Origin of the sequence: Acidovorax sp. BoFeN1 (assembly GCF_003345135.1) — a bacterium.
Classification (GTDB): Bacteria; Pseudomonadota; Gammaproteobacteria; order Burkholderiales; family Burkholderiaceae_C; genus Acidovorax; species Acidovorax defluvii.
Map to the genome: position 1 here is coordinate 47,403 of NZ_QOZT01000014.1, position 15,151 is coordinate 62,553.

At 65.9% G+C, this 15,151-nt stretch carries 17 protein-coding genes; 13 read left to right on the forward strand and 4 right to left on the reverse strand.

The annotated features are described in order from the left end of the window. Positions 1-17 precede the first annotated feature (17 nt). The 8 genes from DTW89_RS05720 (at position 18) to DTW89_RS05755 (ending at position 7,068) form a co-directional block, all read left to right on the forward strand. The gene (locus tag DTW89_RS05720; RefSeq protein WP_114655227.1) at positions 18-1,337 is read left to right on the forward strand and encodes an NAD(P)/FAD-dependent oxidoreductase; all 1,320 of its coding nucleotides are present in this window, start codon (positions 18-20) and stop codon (positions 1,335-1,337) included. Then, complete coding sequence (locus tag DTW89_RS05725) at positions 1,334-2,131, forward strand: DUF1365 domain-containing protein (RefSeq protein WP_114655228.1); 798 nt, start codon at positions 1,334-1,336, stop codon at positions 2,129-2,131. The genes DTW89_RS05720 and DTW89_RS05725 overlap by 4 nt, the downstream gene beginning before the upstream one ends. A gap of 32 nt (positions 2,132-2,163) precedes the next feature. Beyond that, entirely contained in the window at positions 2,164-3,387 is a 1,224-nt protein-coding gene (locus DTW89_RS05730; RefSeq protein ID WP_114655229.1) for an SAM-dependent methyltransferase, read from the forward strand. Between the two features lie 73 nt (positions 3,388-3,460). Continuing rightward, entirely contained in the window at positions 3,461-3,976 is a 516-nt protein-coding gene (locus tag DTW89_RS05735) for a chalcone isomerase family protein (RefSeq protein ID WP_442858097.1), read from the forward strand. After that, positions 3,973-5,298: an MFS transporter gene (locus DTW89_RS05740; protein ID WP_114655231.1), complete on the forward strand. Its 1,326-nt coding sequence runs from the start codon at positions 3,973-3,975 to the stop codon at positions 5,296-5,298. The genes DTW89_RS05735 and DTW89_RS05740 overlap by 4 nt, the downstream gene beginning before the upstream one ends. Continuing rightward, positions 5,295-5,837 (forward strand): DUF3833 domain-containing protein, encoded by a 543-nt coding sequence (locus tag DTW89_RS05745; protein WP_024813370.1) that lies wholly within the window; start codon positions 5,295-5,297, stop codon positions 5,835-5,837. Before DTW89_RS05740 ends, DTW89_RS05745 begins: the two co-directional genes overlap by 4 nt. Continuing rightward, the gene (locus tag DTW89_RS05750) at positions 5,834-6,616 is read left to right on the forward strand and encodes an SDR family NAD(P)-dependent oxidoreductase (RefSeq protein ID WP_114655232.1); all 783 of its coding nucleotides are present in this window, start codon (positions 5,834-5,836) and stop codon (positions 6,614-6,616) included. Before DTW89_RS05745 ends, DTW89_RS05750 begins: the two co-directional genes overlap by 4 nt. Continuing rightward, positions 6,616-7,068 (forward strand): nuclear transport factor 2 family protein, encoded by a 453-nt coding sequence (locus tag DTW89_RS05755; protein WP_114655233.1) that lies wholly within the window; start codon positions 6,616-6,618, stop codon positions 7,066-7,068. Before DTW89_RS05750 ends, DTW89_RS05755 begins: the two co-directional genes overlap by 1 nt. A 77-nt stretch (positions 7,069-7,145) precedes the next feature. Here DTW89_RS05755 and DTW89_RS05760 read toward each other — a convergent pair whose 3' ends face one another. Beyond that, the gene (locus DTW89_RS05760) at positions 7,146-7,760 is read right to left on the reverse strand and encodes a glutathione S-transferase N-terminal domain-containing protein (RefSeq protein ID WP_114655245.1); all 615 of its coding nucleotides are present in this window, start codon (positions 7,758-7,760) and stop codon (positions 7,146-7,148) included. A gap of 102 nt (positions 7,761-7,862) precedes the next feature. Between DTW89_RS05760 and purB the strand changes: the two genes are divergently transcribed. Next, a complete protein-coding gene (gene purB, locus DTW89_RS05765; protein ID WP_114655234.1) occupies positions 7,863-9,242 on the forward strand; it encodes an adenylosuccinate lyase in 1,380 nt (459 codons plus the stop codon). 137 nt (positions 9,243-9,379) lie between these two features. Next, complete coding sequence (locus DTW89_RS05770; protein WP_114655246.1) at positions 9,380-9,940, forward strand: YaeQ family protein; 561 nt, start codon at positions 9,380-9,382, stop codon at positions 9,938-9,940. Between the two features lie 176 nt (positions 9,941-10,116). Here DTW89_RS05770 and DTW89_RS05775 read toward each other — a convergent pair whose 3' ends face one another. Beyond that, a complete protein-coding gene (locus DTW89_RS05775; RefSeq protein ID WP_114655235.1) occupies positions 10,117-10,422 on the reverse strand; it encodes a DUF2007 domain-containing protein in 306 nt (101 codons plus the stop codon). Between the two features lie 91 nt (positions 10,423-10,513). Next, positions 10,514-10,969 (reverse strand): DUF3717 domain-containing protein, encoded by a 456-nt coding sequence (locus DTW89_RS05780; protein ID WP_114655247.1) that lies wholly within the window; start codon positions 10,967-10,969, stop codon positions 10,514-10,516. A 584-nt stretch (positions 10,970-11,553) separates the two neighbouring features. Between DTW89_RS05780 and DTW89_RS05785 the strand changes: the two genes are divergently transcribed. Both DTW89_RS05785 and DTW89_RS05790 read left to right on the forward strand, forming a co-directional pair. After that, on the forward strand, positions 11,554-12,282 hold the full coding sequence (locus DTW89_RS05785; RefSeq protein WP_114655236.1) for a TerC family protein: 729 nt from the start codon (positions 11,554-11,556) through the stop codon (positions 12,280-12,282). Positions 12,283-12,714: 432 nt separating this feature from the next. Then, positions 12,715-13,068 carry a phage holin family protein gene (locus tag DTW89_RS05790; protein WP_114655237.1) on the forward strand — a complete coding sequence of 118 codons (354 nt, stop codon included), beginning with the start codon at positions 12,715-12,717 and terminating at the stop codon, positions 13,066-13,068. Here DTW89_RS05790 and DTW89_RS05795 read toward each other — a convergent pair. Next, on the reverse strand, positions 13,036-14,493 hold the full coding sequence (locus tag DTW89_RS05795; RefSeq protein ID WP_236637045.1) for a M48 family metalloprotease: 1,458 nt from the start codon (positions 14,491-14,493) through the stop codon (positions 13,036-13,038). The two genes, DTW89_RS05790 and DTW89_RS05795, sit on opposite strands and share 33 nt — an antisense overlap. Before the next feature lie 185 nt (positions 14,494-14,678). Between DTW89_RS05795 and moaC the strand changes: the two genes are divergently transcribed. Continuing rightward, on the forward strand, positions 14,679-15,151 hold a 473-nt coding region (gene moaC / locus DTW89_RS05800; RefSeq protein WP_114655239.1), incomplete at its 3' end, for a cyclic pyranopterin monophosphate synthase MoaC.

A 15,151-nucleotide genomic window follows, 5' to 3' on the forward strand; every position in this document is an offset into this window, starting at 1 on the left:
GCCAGAGGGGGCCGGCCGTGAAAATCGCCATCATTGGCTCTGGCATCTCCGGCCTCTCTGTCGCGCACCAGCTGCGCGGCCAGGCCGACATCACCCTGTATGAAGCGGGCGACTATTTCGGTGGCCACACCCACACCGTGGACGTCACGCTGCCCGATGCGTCGGGCGCCCCCGTCACGCACGGCGTGGACACCGGATTTCTGGTGTTCAACGAGCGCACCTACCCGCACCTGATCCGTTTGCTGGCCGATCTGGGCGTGGAGACCGCCAAGTCGGACATGTCCTTCTCGGTGCAGGTGCCGGGCGCCTTGGGTGGCTCGGGCGGCGGCCGCACGCTGGAGTGGAGCGGCACCAACCTCAGCACCGTGTTTGCCCAGCGCACCAACCTGGTCAACCCGCGCTTTCTGGGCATGCTGCGCGACCTGCTGCGCTTCAACAAGCTGTGCACGCGCATTGCACACGCCCAGGCCGATGCGGCGCTGATGCAGCCGCTGGGCGATTTCCTTAAGCAGCACCGCTTTGGCGATGCCTTCCGCGACTGGTACTTCTTGCCCATGCTGGGCTGCATCTGGAGCTGCCCCACCGACCAGATGCTGAAATTCCCCGTGGCCACCATGATCCGGTTCTGCCACAACCACGGTCTCATCCAGGTCAGCAATCGCCCGCAGTGGTGGACGGTGGCCGGCGGCGCGCGCCACTATGTGGACAAGATCGTGGCGGGCATTGCCGACAAGCGCTTGTCCACGCCCGTGCGCCGCATCGAGCGCGATGCCGCTGGCGTGCGCGTAGTCACCGACGGCCGGGTGGAGCACTTCGACAAGGTGGTGCTGGCCACGCATTCGGACCAGTCGCTTGCGCTGCTGGCCCAGCCCACGACGCAGGAGCGCGCCGTGCTCGGCGCCATCCGCTACCAGGCCAACCGCGCCGTGCTGCACACCGACACGTCCGTGCTGCCCCGGCGCCGCGCCGCGTGGGCCGCTTGGAATTACGAGCGTGCCCAGCAGACAAGCCGCGAGTCGGCCCGGGTGTGTCTGCACTACCTCATCAACCAGCTGCAGCCCGTGCCCTTTGCCCAGCCCGTGGTGGTGTCGCTCAACCCGGTGCGCGACATAACACCCGAGCACGTGATCGGCAGCTACGAATACGCCCACCCGGTGTTCGACATGGCCGCCATCCGCGCGCAGCAGCAGGTGGGCACGCTGCAGGGGCAGCAGCACACCTGGTTCTGCGGCGCCTGGACGGGCTATGGCTTCCATGAGGACGGTCTCAAATCGGGCCTGGCCGTGGCGCAGCAACTGCTGGCAGCCATGCCCGCCACGCTGGCGGAGGCCGCATGACAGCGCCCGCCACGCCCACCTTGCCCCTGATCGGCTTTGGCCAGGTGCGTCACACGCGGCTGCGGCCCAAGAAACACGCGTTTGCCTACCGCACGTTCTTCCTCATGCTGCCGATGCGCAGCCTGGCCGGAGCACCCAGCGCGCACGGCAGGCTGGCGGTGAACCGGCGTGGCGCCATCAGCTTTCATGACGTGGACCATGGCGACGGCCGCAGCGCCGCACAGGGCGGGGCGCTGGCCTGGCTCGACGAACTGCTGCGCACCGAAGGCATCACCGAAGCCACCGGCGAGGTCTGGCTGCACTGCTACCCGCGTGTGCTGGGCTACACCTTCAAGCCCGTGAGCTTCTGGTACTGCCACCGCAGCGATGGCAGCCTGCGCGCCATCGTGGTGGAGGTCAACAACACCTTTGGCGAGCGCCACTGCTACCTGCTCGATGCGCCGCAATACGGCGTGGAACTGCAGGCGCGCAAGGTGTTCCATGTGTCGCCGTTTTGCGAGGTGAGCGGGGGCTACCGGTTTCGCTTCATGCGCACGCCCGCCAGCGCGGCCGACGCAGGCCGCACCGTGGTGCGCATCGACCACGACGACGACACCGGCCCGCTGATCCAGACCAGCGTGAGCGGCACCCTGCACGCCATCACCGCCCAGACCCTGCGCCATGCGCTGTGGGGCTACCCCGCCATGACGCTGGCCGTTGTGGCCCGTATTCACTGGCATGCGCTGCGCCTTTGGCTCAAGCGCGTGCGGTTCCATCGCAAACCCGAGGCACCCGCCTCCACCGTGACCCGTTGATCTCCATGTCGCCCCAGTCCCGCGAGACCGCCATGAACACCACCACCGCTCCCCGCTCTGCCCAGGCCCTGCCTGCGGGCACACCCGCTGCGGCGCGCACGGCCCTCAGGCTTTTGCAGCGGCTGCAGCATGGCCACCTCACCGTGCAGCTGCCCGATGGAACGCTGCAGCATTTCGGGCACGGCAACGGCCCATCGGCCGCGATCACGCTCAAGAACTGGAACGTGTGCAGCGCCGCGCTCCGGTCGGGCGATATCGGGTTTGCCGAAAGCTACATTGCGGGCGACTGGACCACACCGCACCTCACCGACCTGCTCAAGCTTTTCATCGCCAACCGCCAGCAGGTCGAAGGCGTGATCTACGGCACCTGGGCCGGGCGGCTGCTGTACCGCATCAAGCACCTGCTCAACCGCAACACGCGCGCCAACAGCCAGAAAAACATCCATGCCCACTACGACCTGGGCAACGCGTTTTACGCGCTGTGGCTGGACGACACGATGAACTATTCGTCCGCCTGGTTCGAAGGCGATGCGGGCGGCGACATGCGCGTGGCCCAGCACGCCAAGGTGCGCCGCGCATTGCGCATGGCGGGCGTGCAGGCAGGTGACCGCGTGCTGGAGATCGGCTGCGGCTGGGGCGCCCTGGCCGAGATGGCTACCACCGAGTTTGGGGCATCCCTCACGGGCGTGACGCTTTCGACCGAGCAGCTCGCGTTTGCGCAAAAGCGCATGGCGGCGCATGGGGTGGAGAACAAGGCCGATTTGCGGCTGCAGGACTACCGCGACATCGACGACGGCCCCTACGACGCGGTCTGCTCCATCGAAATGGTCGAGGCCGTGGGCCGCGAATACTGGCCCACCTATTTCCAGTCGGTCAACCGCCTGCTCAAGCCCGGGGGCAAGGCCTGCATCCAGAGCATCGTTATCGACGACAGCCTGTTTGCGCGCTACATCAGCTCCACCGACTTCATCCAGCAGTACATCTTTCCGGGCGGCTGCCTGCCCTGCCCACGCGAGTTCCGGCGCGAGGCCGAGGCGGCGGGCCTGCGCGTGGTGGACGAGTTTGCGTTTGGCCAGGACTACGCCGAAACCCTCAAACGCTGGCGCGAGCGCTTTCTGGCGCAGCGCACGCAGATCCTGCAGCTCGGGTTTGACCAGCGCTTCATGCACATCTGGGAGTTCTACCTGGCCTACTGCGAAGCCGCGTTTGCCATGCGCAACATCGACCTCGTGCAGTACACCTTGGTCAAGGCGTGATTTCACTATGAAAATAATAGCTATTACCGCTTTATTGATAAGCGCTACAGCCACTTTTCATTCAAATCTTGCTTTGGCACAGGTGGCCCCGGCCCATGCGTCCCCCCTGGCCGCCACCCCACCGCTGGCGGGCACACGCATGGCAGGCGAGGGCGTGCTGCGGTTTTTGGGCTTCGAGATCTACCGCGCGCGCCTGTGGGTGCAACCCGGCTTTGATGCCGACAACTACGCTGCCCAGCCATTGGCGCTGGAGCTCACCTACCAGCGCAATTTCACCGCCGACGCCATCGCCAAGCGCTCGATCGAGGAGATGCGCCGCGTGGGCAGCTTCACGCCCCAGCAGGCCACGCGCTGGCAGCAGGCACTGGCTGCCGCGCTGCCCGATGTGAAGCCGGGGGATCGGCTGCTGGGCCTGTACCAGCCCGGCGCGGGCGCCGTGTTCAAGATGGGCGGTCGTGTGGTGGGCGAGGTGCCCGATGCCGACTTCTCGCGCCTGTTCTTCGGCATCTGGCTGTCGCCCCAGACCTCCGAACCCGGGCTGCGCCAGGAACTCGTGGCCGCCACGCGCGGCGCCGCAGGCCAGCCATGACACCCCAGGCAGCGCCACTGCGTGCCCGCCACGGCCTGGCCTACGGGCTGCTTGGCCTGCCGCTGGCGTTTGTGGCGCTGCCGCTGTATGTGCTGCTGCCCAACCACTACGCACGCGAGTTCGGCATGCCGCTGGCCACGCTGGGCGCGGTGCTGCTGGCGGCGCGACTGTTCGATGCCATCTCCGACCCGCTGCTGGGCCGCCTGTCCGACCACCTGTTTGGTCGCTCGGTGCGGGCGGTGCTGGGTGTGGGCGCGCTGTCGGCCGGGGTGCTGGCGCTCGGGTTGATCAGCCTGTTCTTTCCGGCGGTGCGCGGCCCCGATGCGCTCGTGGCTTGGGCGCTCATCGCGCTGCTCATCACTTACACCGCCTACAGCCAGCTGAGCATTGCGCACCAGTCGTGGGGGGCGCGCCTGGGTGGCGACGAGCTGCAGCGCGGCCGCATCGTGGCCTGGCGCGAGGGCGCTGCGCTGGTGGGGGTGGTGCTGGCCTCGGTGTTGCCCGCGCTGCTGGGCCTGCCGGTCATGCTGGCGGTGTTTGCCATCACCTTGCTGCTGGGCTGGTGGGCCTGGACGCAGGCGCCGCGCCCTGCGGCCCATGGGGGCGCCGTGGCCGGGGTCTATCGACCGCCGCAACGCGCCAGCCTGTGGCGGCCGTGGGGGCGCCCCGCGTTCCGCCGCCTGCTGGCGGTGTTCATGCTCAATGGCATTGCCAGCGCCATCCCGGCCACGCTGGTGCTGTTTTTCATCCAGGACCGGCTGCAGGCCCCGCCCGCACAAGAGCCCATGTTCCTGGCGGCGTATTTCGTCTGCGCCGCACTGTCCATCCCGCTGTGGTTGCACGCCGTGGGCCGCTTTGGTCTGGCGCGCACCTGGCTGGCCGGCATGTTGCTCGCGATTGCGGTGTTTGTGTGGACCGCCTTTCTGGGGGCGGGCGACACCCTGCCGTTCCTGGTGGTCTGTGCGCTGTCCGGCGTGGCGCTTGGCACCGACCTGGCCCTGCCCAGCGCCCTGTTGGCCGGCGTGATTGCGGCCGAGGGCGATAGCGGCCAGCACGAAGGCGCCTATTTTGGCTGGTGGAACTTTGCGACCAAGCTCAACCTGGCGCTGGCCGCAGGCCTGGCGCTACCGCTGCTGGGCTGGCTGGGCTACACGCCCGGCACCCGCAGCGAAGACGGCCTGCAGACCCTGGGCCTGGCCTATGCGGTGCTGCCCTGCCTGCTCAAGCTGATGGCGGCGGCAGCACTGTATGCGCTCATCCTTCGGCCCCTGCAGGCCACGCCAACCCTTTGTACGAACCGACCCCAAGGCACCCCACCATGATGCAACGACGCCTCCTCCTTTCGGCCGCTGTGGCTGCGCCCGTGGTCCTGTCTGGCTGCGCCAGCCAGAGCATTGACGGCTATGCCAGCGAAAAACCGGTGCTGGACCTTGCGCAGTATTTCAACGGCACCATTGACGCGCATGGCATCTTCCAGGACCGTGGCGGCCGCATCGTCAAACGCTTCACCGTGGTCATGGACTGCGAGTGGAAGGGCAACCAGGGCGTACTGGACGAGGCCTTCACCTACTCGGACGGCACCACGCAGCGGCGCATCTGGCGCCTGACAAAGCACGCTGACGGCCGCTACACCGGCACCGCCGACGACGTGGTGGGCACGGCCAACGGGCAAACGCGCGGCAACGCCTTTCGCTGGACCTACACGCTGGCGTTGCCCGTGGATGGCAAGGTCTACAACGTCGATCTGGACGACTGGATGTACCTCATTGACGACCGCGTGATGCTCAACCGCGCCACCATGAGCAAGCTCGGATTCCGGCTGGGCGAGATCACACTGTCCTTCACCAAACGCGCAGCATGAGCCTCAACCCCCCCCTGCGCGACTGGCGTGGCCGCCGTGCCTGGCTGATCGGGGCCAGCAGCGGCATTGGCCGGGCCACGGCCGCCGCGCTGCATGCGCGCGGTGCGCAGGTCATCGTGTCAGCGCGCAACGGTGATGCGCTCCATGCCTTTGTCGCCCAGCACCCCGGCAGCATGGCCATGCCGATGGACACGGCAGAGCCCGAACAGGTGCAGGCCGCCGCGGCCCAGGTGCTGGCCGGCGGCGCGCCCGACCTGGTGTGCTACTGCGCAGGCTACTACCGCGACATACGCGCCACCGATTTCGATCTGGCCGTGATGCTGCGCCACGAGCACATCAACTACAACGGCGTGCTGCATGTGCTGGCCGCCGTGTTGCCGCCCATGCTGACGGCGGCACAGGCCGGGCGCCCCGGGCATATCAGCGTGATCAGCAGCGTGGCGGGCTTTCGGGGCCTGCCCAAAAGCCTGGCCTACGGGCCCACCAAGGCCGCGCTCATCAACCTGGCCGAGGCGCTGTACCTGGATCTGCACGACCTGGGCATGGGCGTGAGCGTGATCAACCCCGGCTTTGTGGCCACGCCGCTCACGGCAGGCAACGACTTCACCATGCCCGCGCTCATCTCGCCCGAGGCCGCCGCCGCCGCCATCGTGCAGGGCTGGGAGCGGGGGCATTTCGACATCCACTTCCCCAAACGCTTTACGCGGGTGATGAAACTACTGCGGGTGTTACCGTACCGGTGGTATTTTCCGGCAGTGCGCCGCTTTACGGGACTTTGATGCCACACCCCGACGCCCCCAGCATGGAAGACGCCGTTACCCGCGTGGTGGCCTTCTTTGAGCACATCACGCCTGCCAACCTGGCAGCCATTGATCGCATCTATGCGCCCGATGCACGCTTTAAAGATCCGTTCAACGAGGTTTGCGGCGTCAAGCCCATTCAGCAGATTTTTGAGCACATGTATGTGGCGCTCGACCAGCCCCGCTTTGTGGTCACCGGCCGCGTGGTGCAGGGGCAGCAATGTTTTTTGACCTGGGATTTCTTGTTTGAATTCAAGAACTTTCACCGCGGCGAACCCCAGACGGTGCGCGGCGCCTCGCACCTGGTGCTGGACACTCAAGGCCTGATCGTGCTGCACCGCGACTATTGGGATGCCGCCGAAGAGCTGTACGAAAAACTGCCCGTGGTGGGCGCGCTGATGCGCTGGCTGCGGCGGCGCGCGGCGCAATAGCGCTTTGCGCCTGTCTCAGAAACAAGAATGCCGGCTTGCGCCGGCATCTTTTTGGGTGGCATCAAGCCCGTTAGTGCTCAGACCGGCTTGGTATCCGCAAAGCTTGCGCGCTGCATCAGCTTGTCGAGCAGTTTGTCCAGGTTGGGATATTCGGCACGCCAGGCGATCTGGGGAAACCGGAACTCCAGCCAGCCCAGCGCGCAGCCCACAGCGATGTCCGACAGGCTCAGGTGGATGCCGCTGCAAAACGGCTTGTCGCCCAGGCCCTGGCTCATGGACTTGAGGCTGGCGTGCACCTTGCCCAGCTGGCGGTCGATCCAGGCCTGGCTGCGTTCGCTGTCCTTGCGGCCCGCCCAGGTGGCTTCCAGGCGCGCCAGGATGGCCGCGTCCACCATTCCATCGGCCAGCGCTTCCCAGGTCTTGACCTCGGCGCGTTCGCGTCCCTGCGCAGGAATAAGCTTGCCCACGGGCGACAGCGTGTCCAGATATTCCACGATCACACGGGAATCAAACACCGCCTCGCCGCCCTCCATCACCAGGCAGGGCACCTTGCCCAGCGGGTTGGATTTGGAAATGCCGGTCTCATCAGCCCAGACGTTTTCCTGCACGAACTGGTAGTCGAGCTTTTTTTCTGCCATCACGATGCGTACCTTGCGTACGTAGGGGCTGGCGTTGGAACCGATCAGTTTCATGTTTCTTCCATTGCGCGGGGTGGGCTGGTCCATACGCGTTGGATTCTATCGGCAGCCGCCCCCCGGAAACCCACGGTGGTGCGCGGCCTACAATCTTGCGCCATGAGCCTGTCCACCATCACTGCCCTGTCGCCGCTTGACGGCCGTTATGCCACAAAACTTGCCGCACTTCGGCCCATCATGAGCGAGCACGGCTACATGCAGCGCCGTGTCCAGGTGGAGGTGGCCTGGTTTATCGCGCTGTCGGATGCCGGTTTTGCCGAGTTCAAGCCCCTCACCACGGGCGCCCGCGCCTATTTGCTGGGCTTGATCAAGAACTTCTCCGAGGCCGATTCGGCTGCCATCAAGGAGATCGAGAAAACCACCAACCACGACGTGAAAGCCGTCGAATACTGGATCAAGGCCAAGTTTGAAGCGCGCCCCGAGCTCGAAAAAGCATCGGAATTCGTGCACTTTGCCTGCACCAGCGAAGACATCAACAACACCAGCCACGCCCTGCAACTGCGCTCGGGCCGCGACCAGGTGGTGCTGCCGGGGCTGGACCGCATCATCCTCAAACTGCGCGAAATGTCCCACGCCTTTGCCGACGTGCCCATGCTCAGCCGCACGCACGGCCAGACCGCCAGCCCCACCACCGTGGGCAAGGAAATGGCCAACGTGCTCATGCGCCTGCAGGCCGCCAGCGAGCGCATTGCCGCCGTCAAGATCCTGGGCAAGATGAACGGCGCCGTGGGCAACTACAACGCCCACCTCTCGGCCTGGCCCGACTTTGACTGGGAAGCCTTCAGCAAGAAGGTCATCGAAACGCCCGAGCCCCTGGGCCTGGGCCTCACGTTCCAGCCCTACAGCATCCAGATCGAGCCGCACGACTACATGGCCGAGCTGTTTGATGCCGTGGCGCGCGCCAACACCATTTTGGTAGACCTCTCGCGCGACATCTGGGGCTATGTCAGCCTGGGCTACTTCAAGCAGCGCCTGAAGGCCGGCGAGATTGGCTCCAGCACCATGCCGCACAAGGTCAACCCGATCGACTTTGAAAACGCCGAAGGCAACCTGGGCCTGGCCAACGCACTGCTGCGCCACCTCTCGGAAAAACTGCCCATCAGCCGCTGGCAGCGCGACCTGACCGACAGCACCGTGCTGCGCAACATGGGCGTGGCCCTGGGCTATGCCGCGCTGGCCTATGCCTCGCTGCTCACCGGCCTGAACAAGCTCGAACTCAACGAAGAAGCCCTGGCCGAAGACCTGGACGCCGCCTGGGAAGTGCTGGCCGAGCCCATCCAGACCGTGATGCGCCGCTATGGCGTGCAGGGCGCCTACGAAAAGCTCAAGGAAGTGACCCGTGGCAAGACCGTGACGGCCGAGGCGCTGCACGGCCTGATCCGCTCGCTCGACATCCCGCAGGCCGAAAAAGACCGCCTGCTGGCCATGACGCCCGGCAGCTACACCGGCAAGGCGGCTGAGCTGGCGCGCCGGGTGTGAATCGAATAGTTTGCAGTCTTTTGGGCCTCTAGCGCTTACCCGATAAGCGCGAGCAGCTATTGTTTTGATGCCCTGGCGCCCCCAGGGCATTGCTTTTTTCGGGTCTGCGCCCGCCCCCCATTTCACTGGTACTGCCCATGGCCATCAAATCCACCATCTTCAAGGCGAACCTGCAAATCGCCGACATCGACCATGGCTACTACGCCGACCACGCGCTCACGCTGGCCCGCCACCCCAGCGAGACCGACGAGCGCATGATGGTGCGGCTGGCGGCGCTGGCCATTGCCGCGCACCAGCTCAATGGCCTGTGCAACGGCGACGCCACTCTGGCCTTTGGCGCGGGGCTGTCCGACCCCGATGACCCCGATGCCTCGCTGACCGACTTCACCGGCCGCAAGCGCGTGTGGATCGAGGTGGGCCAGCCCGAAGACAAGCCGCTCACCAAGGCCTGCAGCAAGGCCGATTCGGTGATCGTGTACTGCTTCAATCACGCTGCCGAGATCTGGTGGAAGGGCATCCAGCCGAAGCTCTCGCGCCTGGAAAAACTGCAGGTCTGGCGCATTCCCACCGAGGCCTCGCAGGCGCTGGCACAGCTGGCCGAGCGCAGCATGCAGCTGCAGGCCACGGTGCAGGAAGGCGCCATCACGCTGAGCAGCACCCAAGGCAGCGTGCATGTGGAGCCGGTGCGCTGGAAGTGATTCCATTTCTAAATCCTCCGTGTCGTTGTTGCTTCGCCTTGTCGTGCTACCGCACTGCCTGCGGCGTCGCGCCTAGACACGAATGATTTGGAAACGGAATAAAGCGCCTGGGTTTCAAGTGAAATAGCCCACTGGCGCTTGTTCTGAAAGCGCTAGCAGCTATCAAAACAAGAGCGTCAGTCGCGCGGCATGAGGGCGCCGCACTGCCAGCATTGCTCGAAGCCGCCTTCCACCATTTCGCCGCAGCGGCAATGCCAGCGGCGCTGGGGCAGGTCTTGCAGATCCTGCAGCAAGGCGCGGGCGCGGGTGGCGTGTTCGTCGTATTGCAGCCAGATTTCGGGCAAACACTGGTCGGGCGGCAGGTGTCCGGCGGCGGCCCCCAGGTATTGCCGCTGCACCGACGCCGTCATGCCCGCCTCGCACAGCAGGTCGGCCCACAGGGTGGCAATGGCGATGTTGGGGGCCTGGGTAAGACGCAGCATGGCCCCACCATAGCGCTTTGTGGGCGGGGCGTACAGGGCCGGGTTGTGCGCGGCGGGTGCCGCCAGGCCTGGATGCGGCGTCAGGACGGCATCATGACGATGTTGCGGCAGCGCCGATGGCGCCCGGCGCTGCGCCGGTGCGCCCCTCTGCCGCGCGCTCGGCATAGCGGTTGAAGCGCCAAGCGGTGTGCTCCTGCGTGATGCGGCGCCACACCGCCCGTTTTTCTGCGGGGCCCATGGCCGGCCAGAACTGCACTTCGTCAAAGCTGCGCCCGCAGCCCTTGCACCAGTCGTCGCCCTGGCTGGTGGAGCAGATGGCAATGCATGGCGTGTCGGGCGTGGTGTCGTACCAGGCCAGCCAGGCGGCACGCGCTGGCGCAGGCAGGCTGTGCTCATCGGTTTCGTCTTGGTGGCGGTACACCATGAGCGCATACACCTCACCCAGCGCGCTGATCTCAGGCGCCAGCACTGCCCCGCCACTGGCGGGCGCGCGCTCGCGCCAGTGGTTGATGGCGGCTTCGATGTCGGTGATGTGGATGGCGGCCATGGCGTGCAGTTGCAATAAGAGCAACAGGGCGTGGATGATAGTGGCGCCGGGCGCAGTGGGTGAGGAGCCGCGCCGGTGGCCCTGCGCGGTGCAGGGACGGTGCAGCAACAGTTCAATAACGGCGCAGGGTGCCCGGTCGGGCTTTGTGAACTCCTGTTTTAATAGCTGCTTGCGCTTATCCATCAAGCGCTTGAGGCCAATTTTCCTTGAAAAAAAACGGGCGCTGCCATGGCCTCTGGCTTGCACGCGCGGCGCGGCCTGTGTTCCAATCGCCGCTTCGAAGGGGAGTAGCTCCCGACATGCGTTCCGGCCGTGGCAGTCAATGGCGATCGTGGGCATGGCATCGGAACCGTCGTCATCACGAAGCATCGCTTCCGGCGGTCCGGGTTTGGCACCCACCAGGGTGTGAGGCCGAGCAAGACCTTTGATGGGCCCATCGTGGGCTGATCAAGGCGTCCCGTCACAACCCTGCTGTTTGCGCAGCGCCCTTGATCCGCCCACCACGGCCCCCCCTATCCCCTGGATGGTCTCGGCGCTACAGTGGCTGCCAGGTCGTCCTTTTGCCTATTGTTATTGAGGAATTTATGGACTTTTTGGCATCGCCCGAATTCTGGCTCGCACTCGGCCAGATCATCATCATCGACATCCTGCTGGGCGGCGACAACGCGGTGGTCATTGCCCTGGCCTGCCGCAAGCTGCCGCCGGCCCAGCGTGCCAAGGGCATCATCTGGGGCACCGCTGGCGCCATCGTGCTGCGCGTGATCCTGATCGCGTTTGCCATGACGCTGCTGGCACTGCCGTTCCTCAAGTTCGTGGGCGCGCTGCTGCTGGTGTGGATTGGCGTGAAACTGCTGGCCCCGGACGAAGAAGGCCATGGCGACATCCAGACCAGCGACAAGCTGCTGGCGGCCATCAAGACCATCATCGTGGCCGACCTGGTGATGAGCGTGGACAACGTGATCGCCATTGCCGGTGCCGCGCAGAACGCTGGTGAGCACCAGTTCCTGCTGGTGGTGCTGGGCCTGCTGATCTCGATCCCGATCATCGTCTGGGGCAGCCAGCTGGTCATCAAGCTCATGGAGCGCTTCCCGATGATCATCACGCTCGGCGGCATGCTGCTGGGCTGGATTGCGGGCGGCATGCTGGTAACCGACCCCGTTTTTGCCAACCCCGACAAGTGGCAGTGGATGTTCAAGATCGCGCAAACCGACACCATCCGCTACGCAGCCAGCGTGGCAGGTGCACTGCTGGTGTTGCTGGCGGGCCGCGCCATTCTGGCGCGCCGCGCAGCCGCTGCGCCCGCTCAGGGCTGATGGCGATCTGACACTTAACCTGCGCGCCAACCGGCGCACTGAGTGACACAAAGGGGGCCTTGCGCTCCCTTTGTCATTGGCCCCTCCAATATCGAAGGTCGAGTGGACATCGTTGTGTTGGCGGACGACGCAGCCCATGTTCGGCAGCTCTGCCCTCGTGGCGGACAGTTGGCGGCCCGGAAGGCCGGACGCCGCCGCCGATCCGACCGCTCCTGGCGCTGCGACCACGGCGCCATGCCGACAGCCGTATCCGGGCACCTTACCTGGCCTGCGGACCCGGCTGGGCACTGTGCGGGCGCTGTGCATTCCCCGATCCAGTCGCCTTGGCTTCGATGGGCCTGTCCAAAGCCCGCTCAAGGACTCCTCCCGAACAGCCTGTGGCTCCGCGTTAGATGAAAGCCGCCACCGCCCGCGCGGTGCTATTCTGCGCGCATGAAACTCCTACTCAAATGGCTGCTCAGCGCTGCGGCGCTGCTGCTGGTGGCTTACCTCTACAGCGGCGTGCAAGTGCAAAGCTTCACCTCGGCGCTGATTGCGGCGTTTGTCATTGGCCTGTTCAACGCCGTGTTGCGCCCCGTGCTGGTGGTGCTGACGCTGCCGGTGACCATCGTCACCGTGGGCCTGTTTCTCTTTGTGATCAACGCCTTCATGTTCTGGGCTGCAGCGGGGGTGCTGGGCGGTTTTCATGTCACGGGCTTTGGCGCTGCGCTGCTGGGCTCGCTGATTTATTCGGTGCTGGGTTTGCTGATCGAATCAGCGCTCGGCGGCCTGCTCTTTAAGAAGTAGCTCCATCGCGCGCAATCGCGTATCGATGATGGACGCCTCGATGTAGTCGGCAGCACTGCTGCTTTTGCGCGCCAAGTCCTGCCCGGCCTTGAAGCGGTCTACCGCTGCCGCGTAGTCGTAGCGCGCGGCGTGCGATTCAGCCTCGGCGCGCACGGCCCGCAGTGGCTGCCCCTGCGCCTGCCACGCACTTGCCAGCAGCTGCCATGCGGCAGCATCGTGCGGATGCGTGACCACCCAGGTCTGCAGGGCCCCCGTCACCTCGGCCGGTCGGCCCACGCGCAGCAGGGCTTGCGTGCGCAGCACCAGCTCGGGCCTGCCTGTCTCTTGGGGCAGCCGCTGCAGCGCCGCTTCGGGCAGCCCGGCGGCCAACTCGATCTCGGCCGCCAGCCGCTGCGACTGGCGGTGGGCGGCGGCATCACCCCGCACCACCTCATCCAGCTTTGCCTGGGCCGTGCGTGCCGCCGCAAAATCCCGCAGCTGGCTGCTCGCCAGCGCGGCGGTGTACCAGGCCGCAGCACGGCGGGCGGCGGGCTGGCTGGCAAAGCCGGTGCTCTGGGGCTCGGCAATCCACAGCCGCAATGCATCCACCCCGGGGTTTGACAACACGCGGGCCCGTGCGGCCACCATGGCGTGCTCCAGGCTGGGTGCCACAGGCTGCGCCGCGCCGCCGGGCGGTAGCCGCGACTGCATGTCAGCCATGCGCTGGGTGGTCAACGGGTGGCTGCGCAAATAGGGCCACGAGCCGTTGTCATTGAGGCGGTTGGCCTGCTGCAGCTTGTCGAACATGCCCACAAAACCCTGCGGCGCAAACCCCGAAGGCTCCATCAACCCATAGCCGATGCGATCCGCCTCGCGCTCCATGTCGCGCGAAAAATTGAGCTGGTTCTGCATGGCCACCGCCTGGCCGCCCACCACCATGGCCTGCGCGGCCCCCGGGTTCTTGCTGGCGGCCAGGGCGGCCAGCACCATGGCGCCCACCAGCAGCGGCGTCTGGCGGCTTTGCTGCGCGATCAGGCGCGAGATATGGCGCTGGGTGACGTGGCTCAGCTCGTGTGCCAGCACCGAGGCCAGCTCGTCACGCGTGGCCACCACGCCAATCAGGCCCAGGTGCACACCCAGGTAGCCACCGGGCAGCGCAAAGGCATTCACCGTGCGGTCACGCCCCAGCAGCACCTCCCAGGCAAAGCGCTCATCCAGCTCGGGCGAGAGCTCGCCGCGCGCGCGCGCAGCCGCCAGCAGCGCCTGCCACAGCCCCTGCACATATTCCACCAGCACCGGGTCGTCGATGTAATCGGGGTCGCGGTACAGCTCGCGGATGATGCGGTCGCCCAGCCGGCGCTCTTCGCCCGTGGTGAGGGCGCTGCCATCGCCCAGGGTGGGCAAGCTGGACTGGGCAGCAGCGGGCAGCGCGGCACCCGCGCCCATTGCTATCAATAAAGAAGCTACTAGCGCACGTCCAGCATGCACCAAGGGCATATTTGGCTTGATTTTCTGTGCTGCTGCAGAGACATCGGCCCACGGCCTGGAAGGGGTGCATTTGCTATTCCACATGCACGTATGATGCCCCTTTGCCCGAATGTTCCCCACCGATTCACCTGGTTACCCCCGCCATGTCCGCACTCACCCACTTTGACGCCCAGGGCCAAGCCCACATGGTCGACGTGGCCGCCAAGGCCGCCACGCACCGCATCGCCATCGCCAGCGGCCGCATCGAAATGCTGCCCGCCACTATGGCCCTCATCGAAGCCGGCACCGCCAAAAAAGGCGACGTGCTGGGCATCGCCCGCATCGCCGGCATCATGGCCGCCAAGAAAACCAGCGACCTCATCCCGCTGTGCCACCCGCTGGCGTTGACCCGCGTTGCTATTGAATTTGAAGCTGCTAGCGCACGACAGCCGGGCACTACAGGCATATTTTGTGCCGCAACGGTGGAAACCGTCGGCCCCACCGGCGTCGAGATGGAAGCCCTCACGGCGGTGCAGGTGGCCCTGCTCACCATCTACGACATGTGCAAGGCCGTGGACCGGGGCATGTCCATCCACGACGTGCGCGTGGTGGAAAAGCACGGGGGGAAGTCGGGGAG

Bases quoted from the DNA above. Each gene is read 5' to 3' on its own strand.
- DTW89_RS05740 (WP_114655231.1), top strand. From the start codon at position 3,973: ATGACACCCCAGGCAGCGCCACTGCGTGCCCGCCACGGCCTGGCCTAC.
- DTW89_RS05775 (WP_114655235.1), bottom strand. From the start codon at position 10,422: ATGCTGCGTCTTACCCAGGCCCCCAACATCGCCATTGCCACCCTGTGG.
- DTW89_RS05770 (WP_114655246.1), top strand. From the start codon at position 9,380: ATGGCCATCAAATCCACCATCTTCAAGGCGAACCTGCAAATCGCCGAC.
- DTW89_RS05790 (WP_114655237.1), top strand. From the start codon at position 12,715: ATGAAACTCCTACTCAAATGGCTGCTCAGCGCTGCGGCGCTGCTGCTG.
- DTW89_RS05725 (WP_114655228.1), top strand. From the start codon at position 1,334: ATGACAGCGCCCGCCACGCCCACCTTGCCCCTGATCGGCTTTGGCCAG.
- DTW89_RS05780 (WP_114655247.1), bottom strand. From the start codon at position 10,969: ATGGCCGCCATCCACATCACCGACATCGAAGCCGCCATCAACCACTGG.
- DTW89_RS05795 (WP_236637045.1), bottom strand. From the start codon at position 14,493: ATGGGCGCGGGTGCCGCGCTGCCCGCTGCTGCCCAGTCCAGCTTGCCC.
- DTW89_RS05730 (WP_114655229.1), top strand. From the start codon at position 2,164: ATGAACACCACCACCGCTCCCCGCTCTGCCCAGGCCCTGCCTGCGGGC.
- DTW89_RS05755 (WP_114655233.1), top strand. From the start codon at position 6,616: ATGCCACACCCCGACGCCCCCAGCATGGAAGACGCCGTTACCCGCGTG.
- DTW89_RS05750 (WP_114655232.1), top strand. From the start codon at position 5,834: ATGAGCCTCAACCCCCCCCTGCGCGACTGGCGTGGCCGCCGTGCCTGG.
- purB (WP_114655234.1), top strand. From the start codon at position 7,863: ATGAGCCTGTCCACCATCACTGCCCTGTCGCCGCTTGACGGCCGTTAT.
- DTW89_RS05785 (WP_114655236.1), top strand. From the start codon at position 11,554: ATGGACTTTTTGGCATCGCCCGAATTCTGGCTCGCACTCGGCCAGATC.
- DTW89_RS05745 (WP_024813370.1), top strand. From the start codon at position 5,295: ATGATGCAACGACGCCTCCTCCTTTCGGCCGCTGTGGCTGCGCCCGTG.
- DTW89_RS05760 (WP_114655245.1), bottom strand. From the start codon at position 7,760: ATGAAACTGATCGGTTCCAACGCCAGCCCCTACGTACGCAAGGTACGC.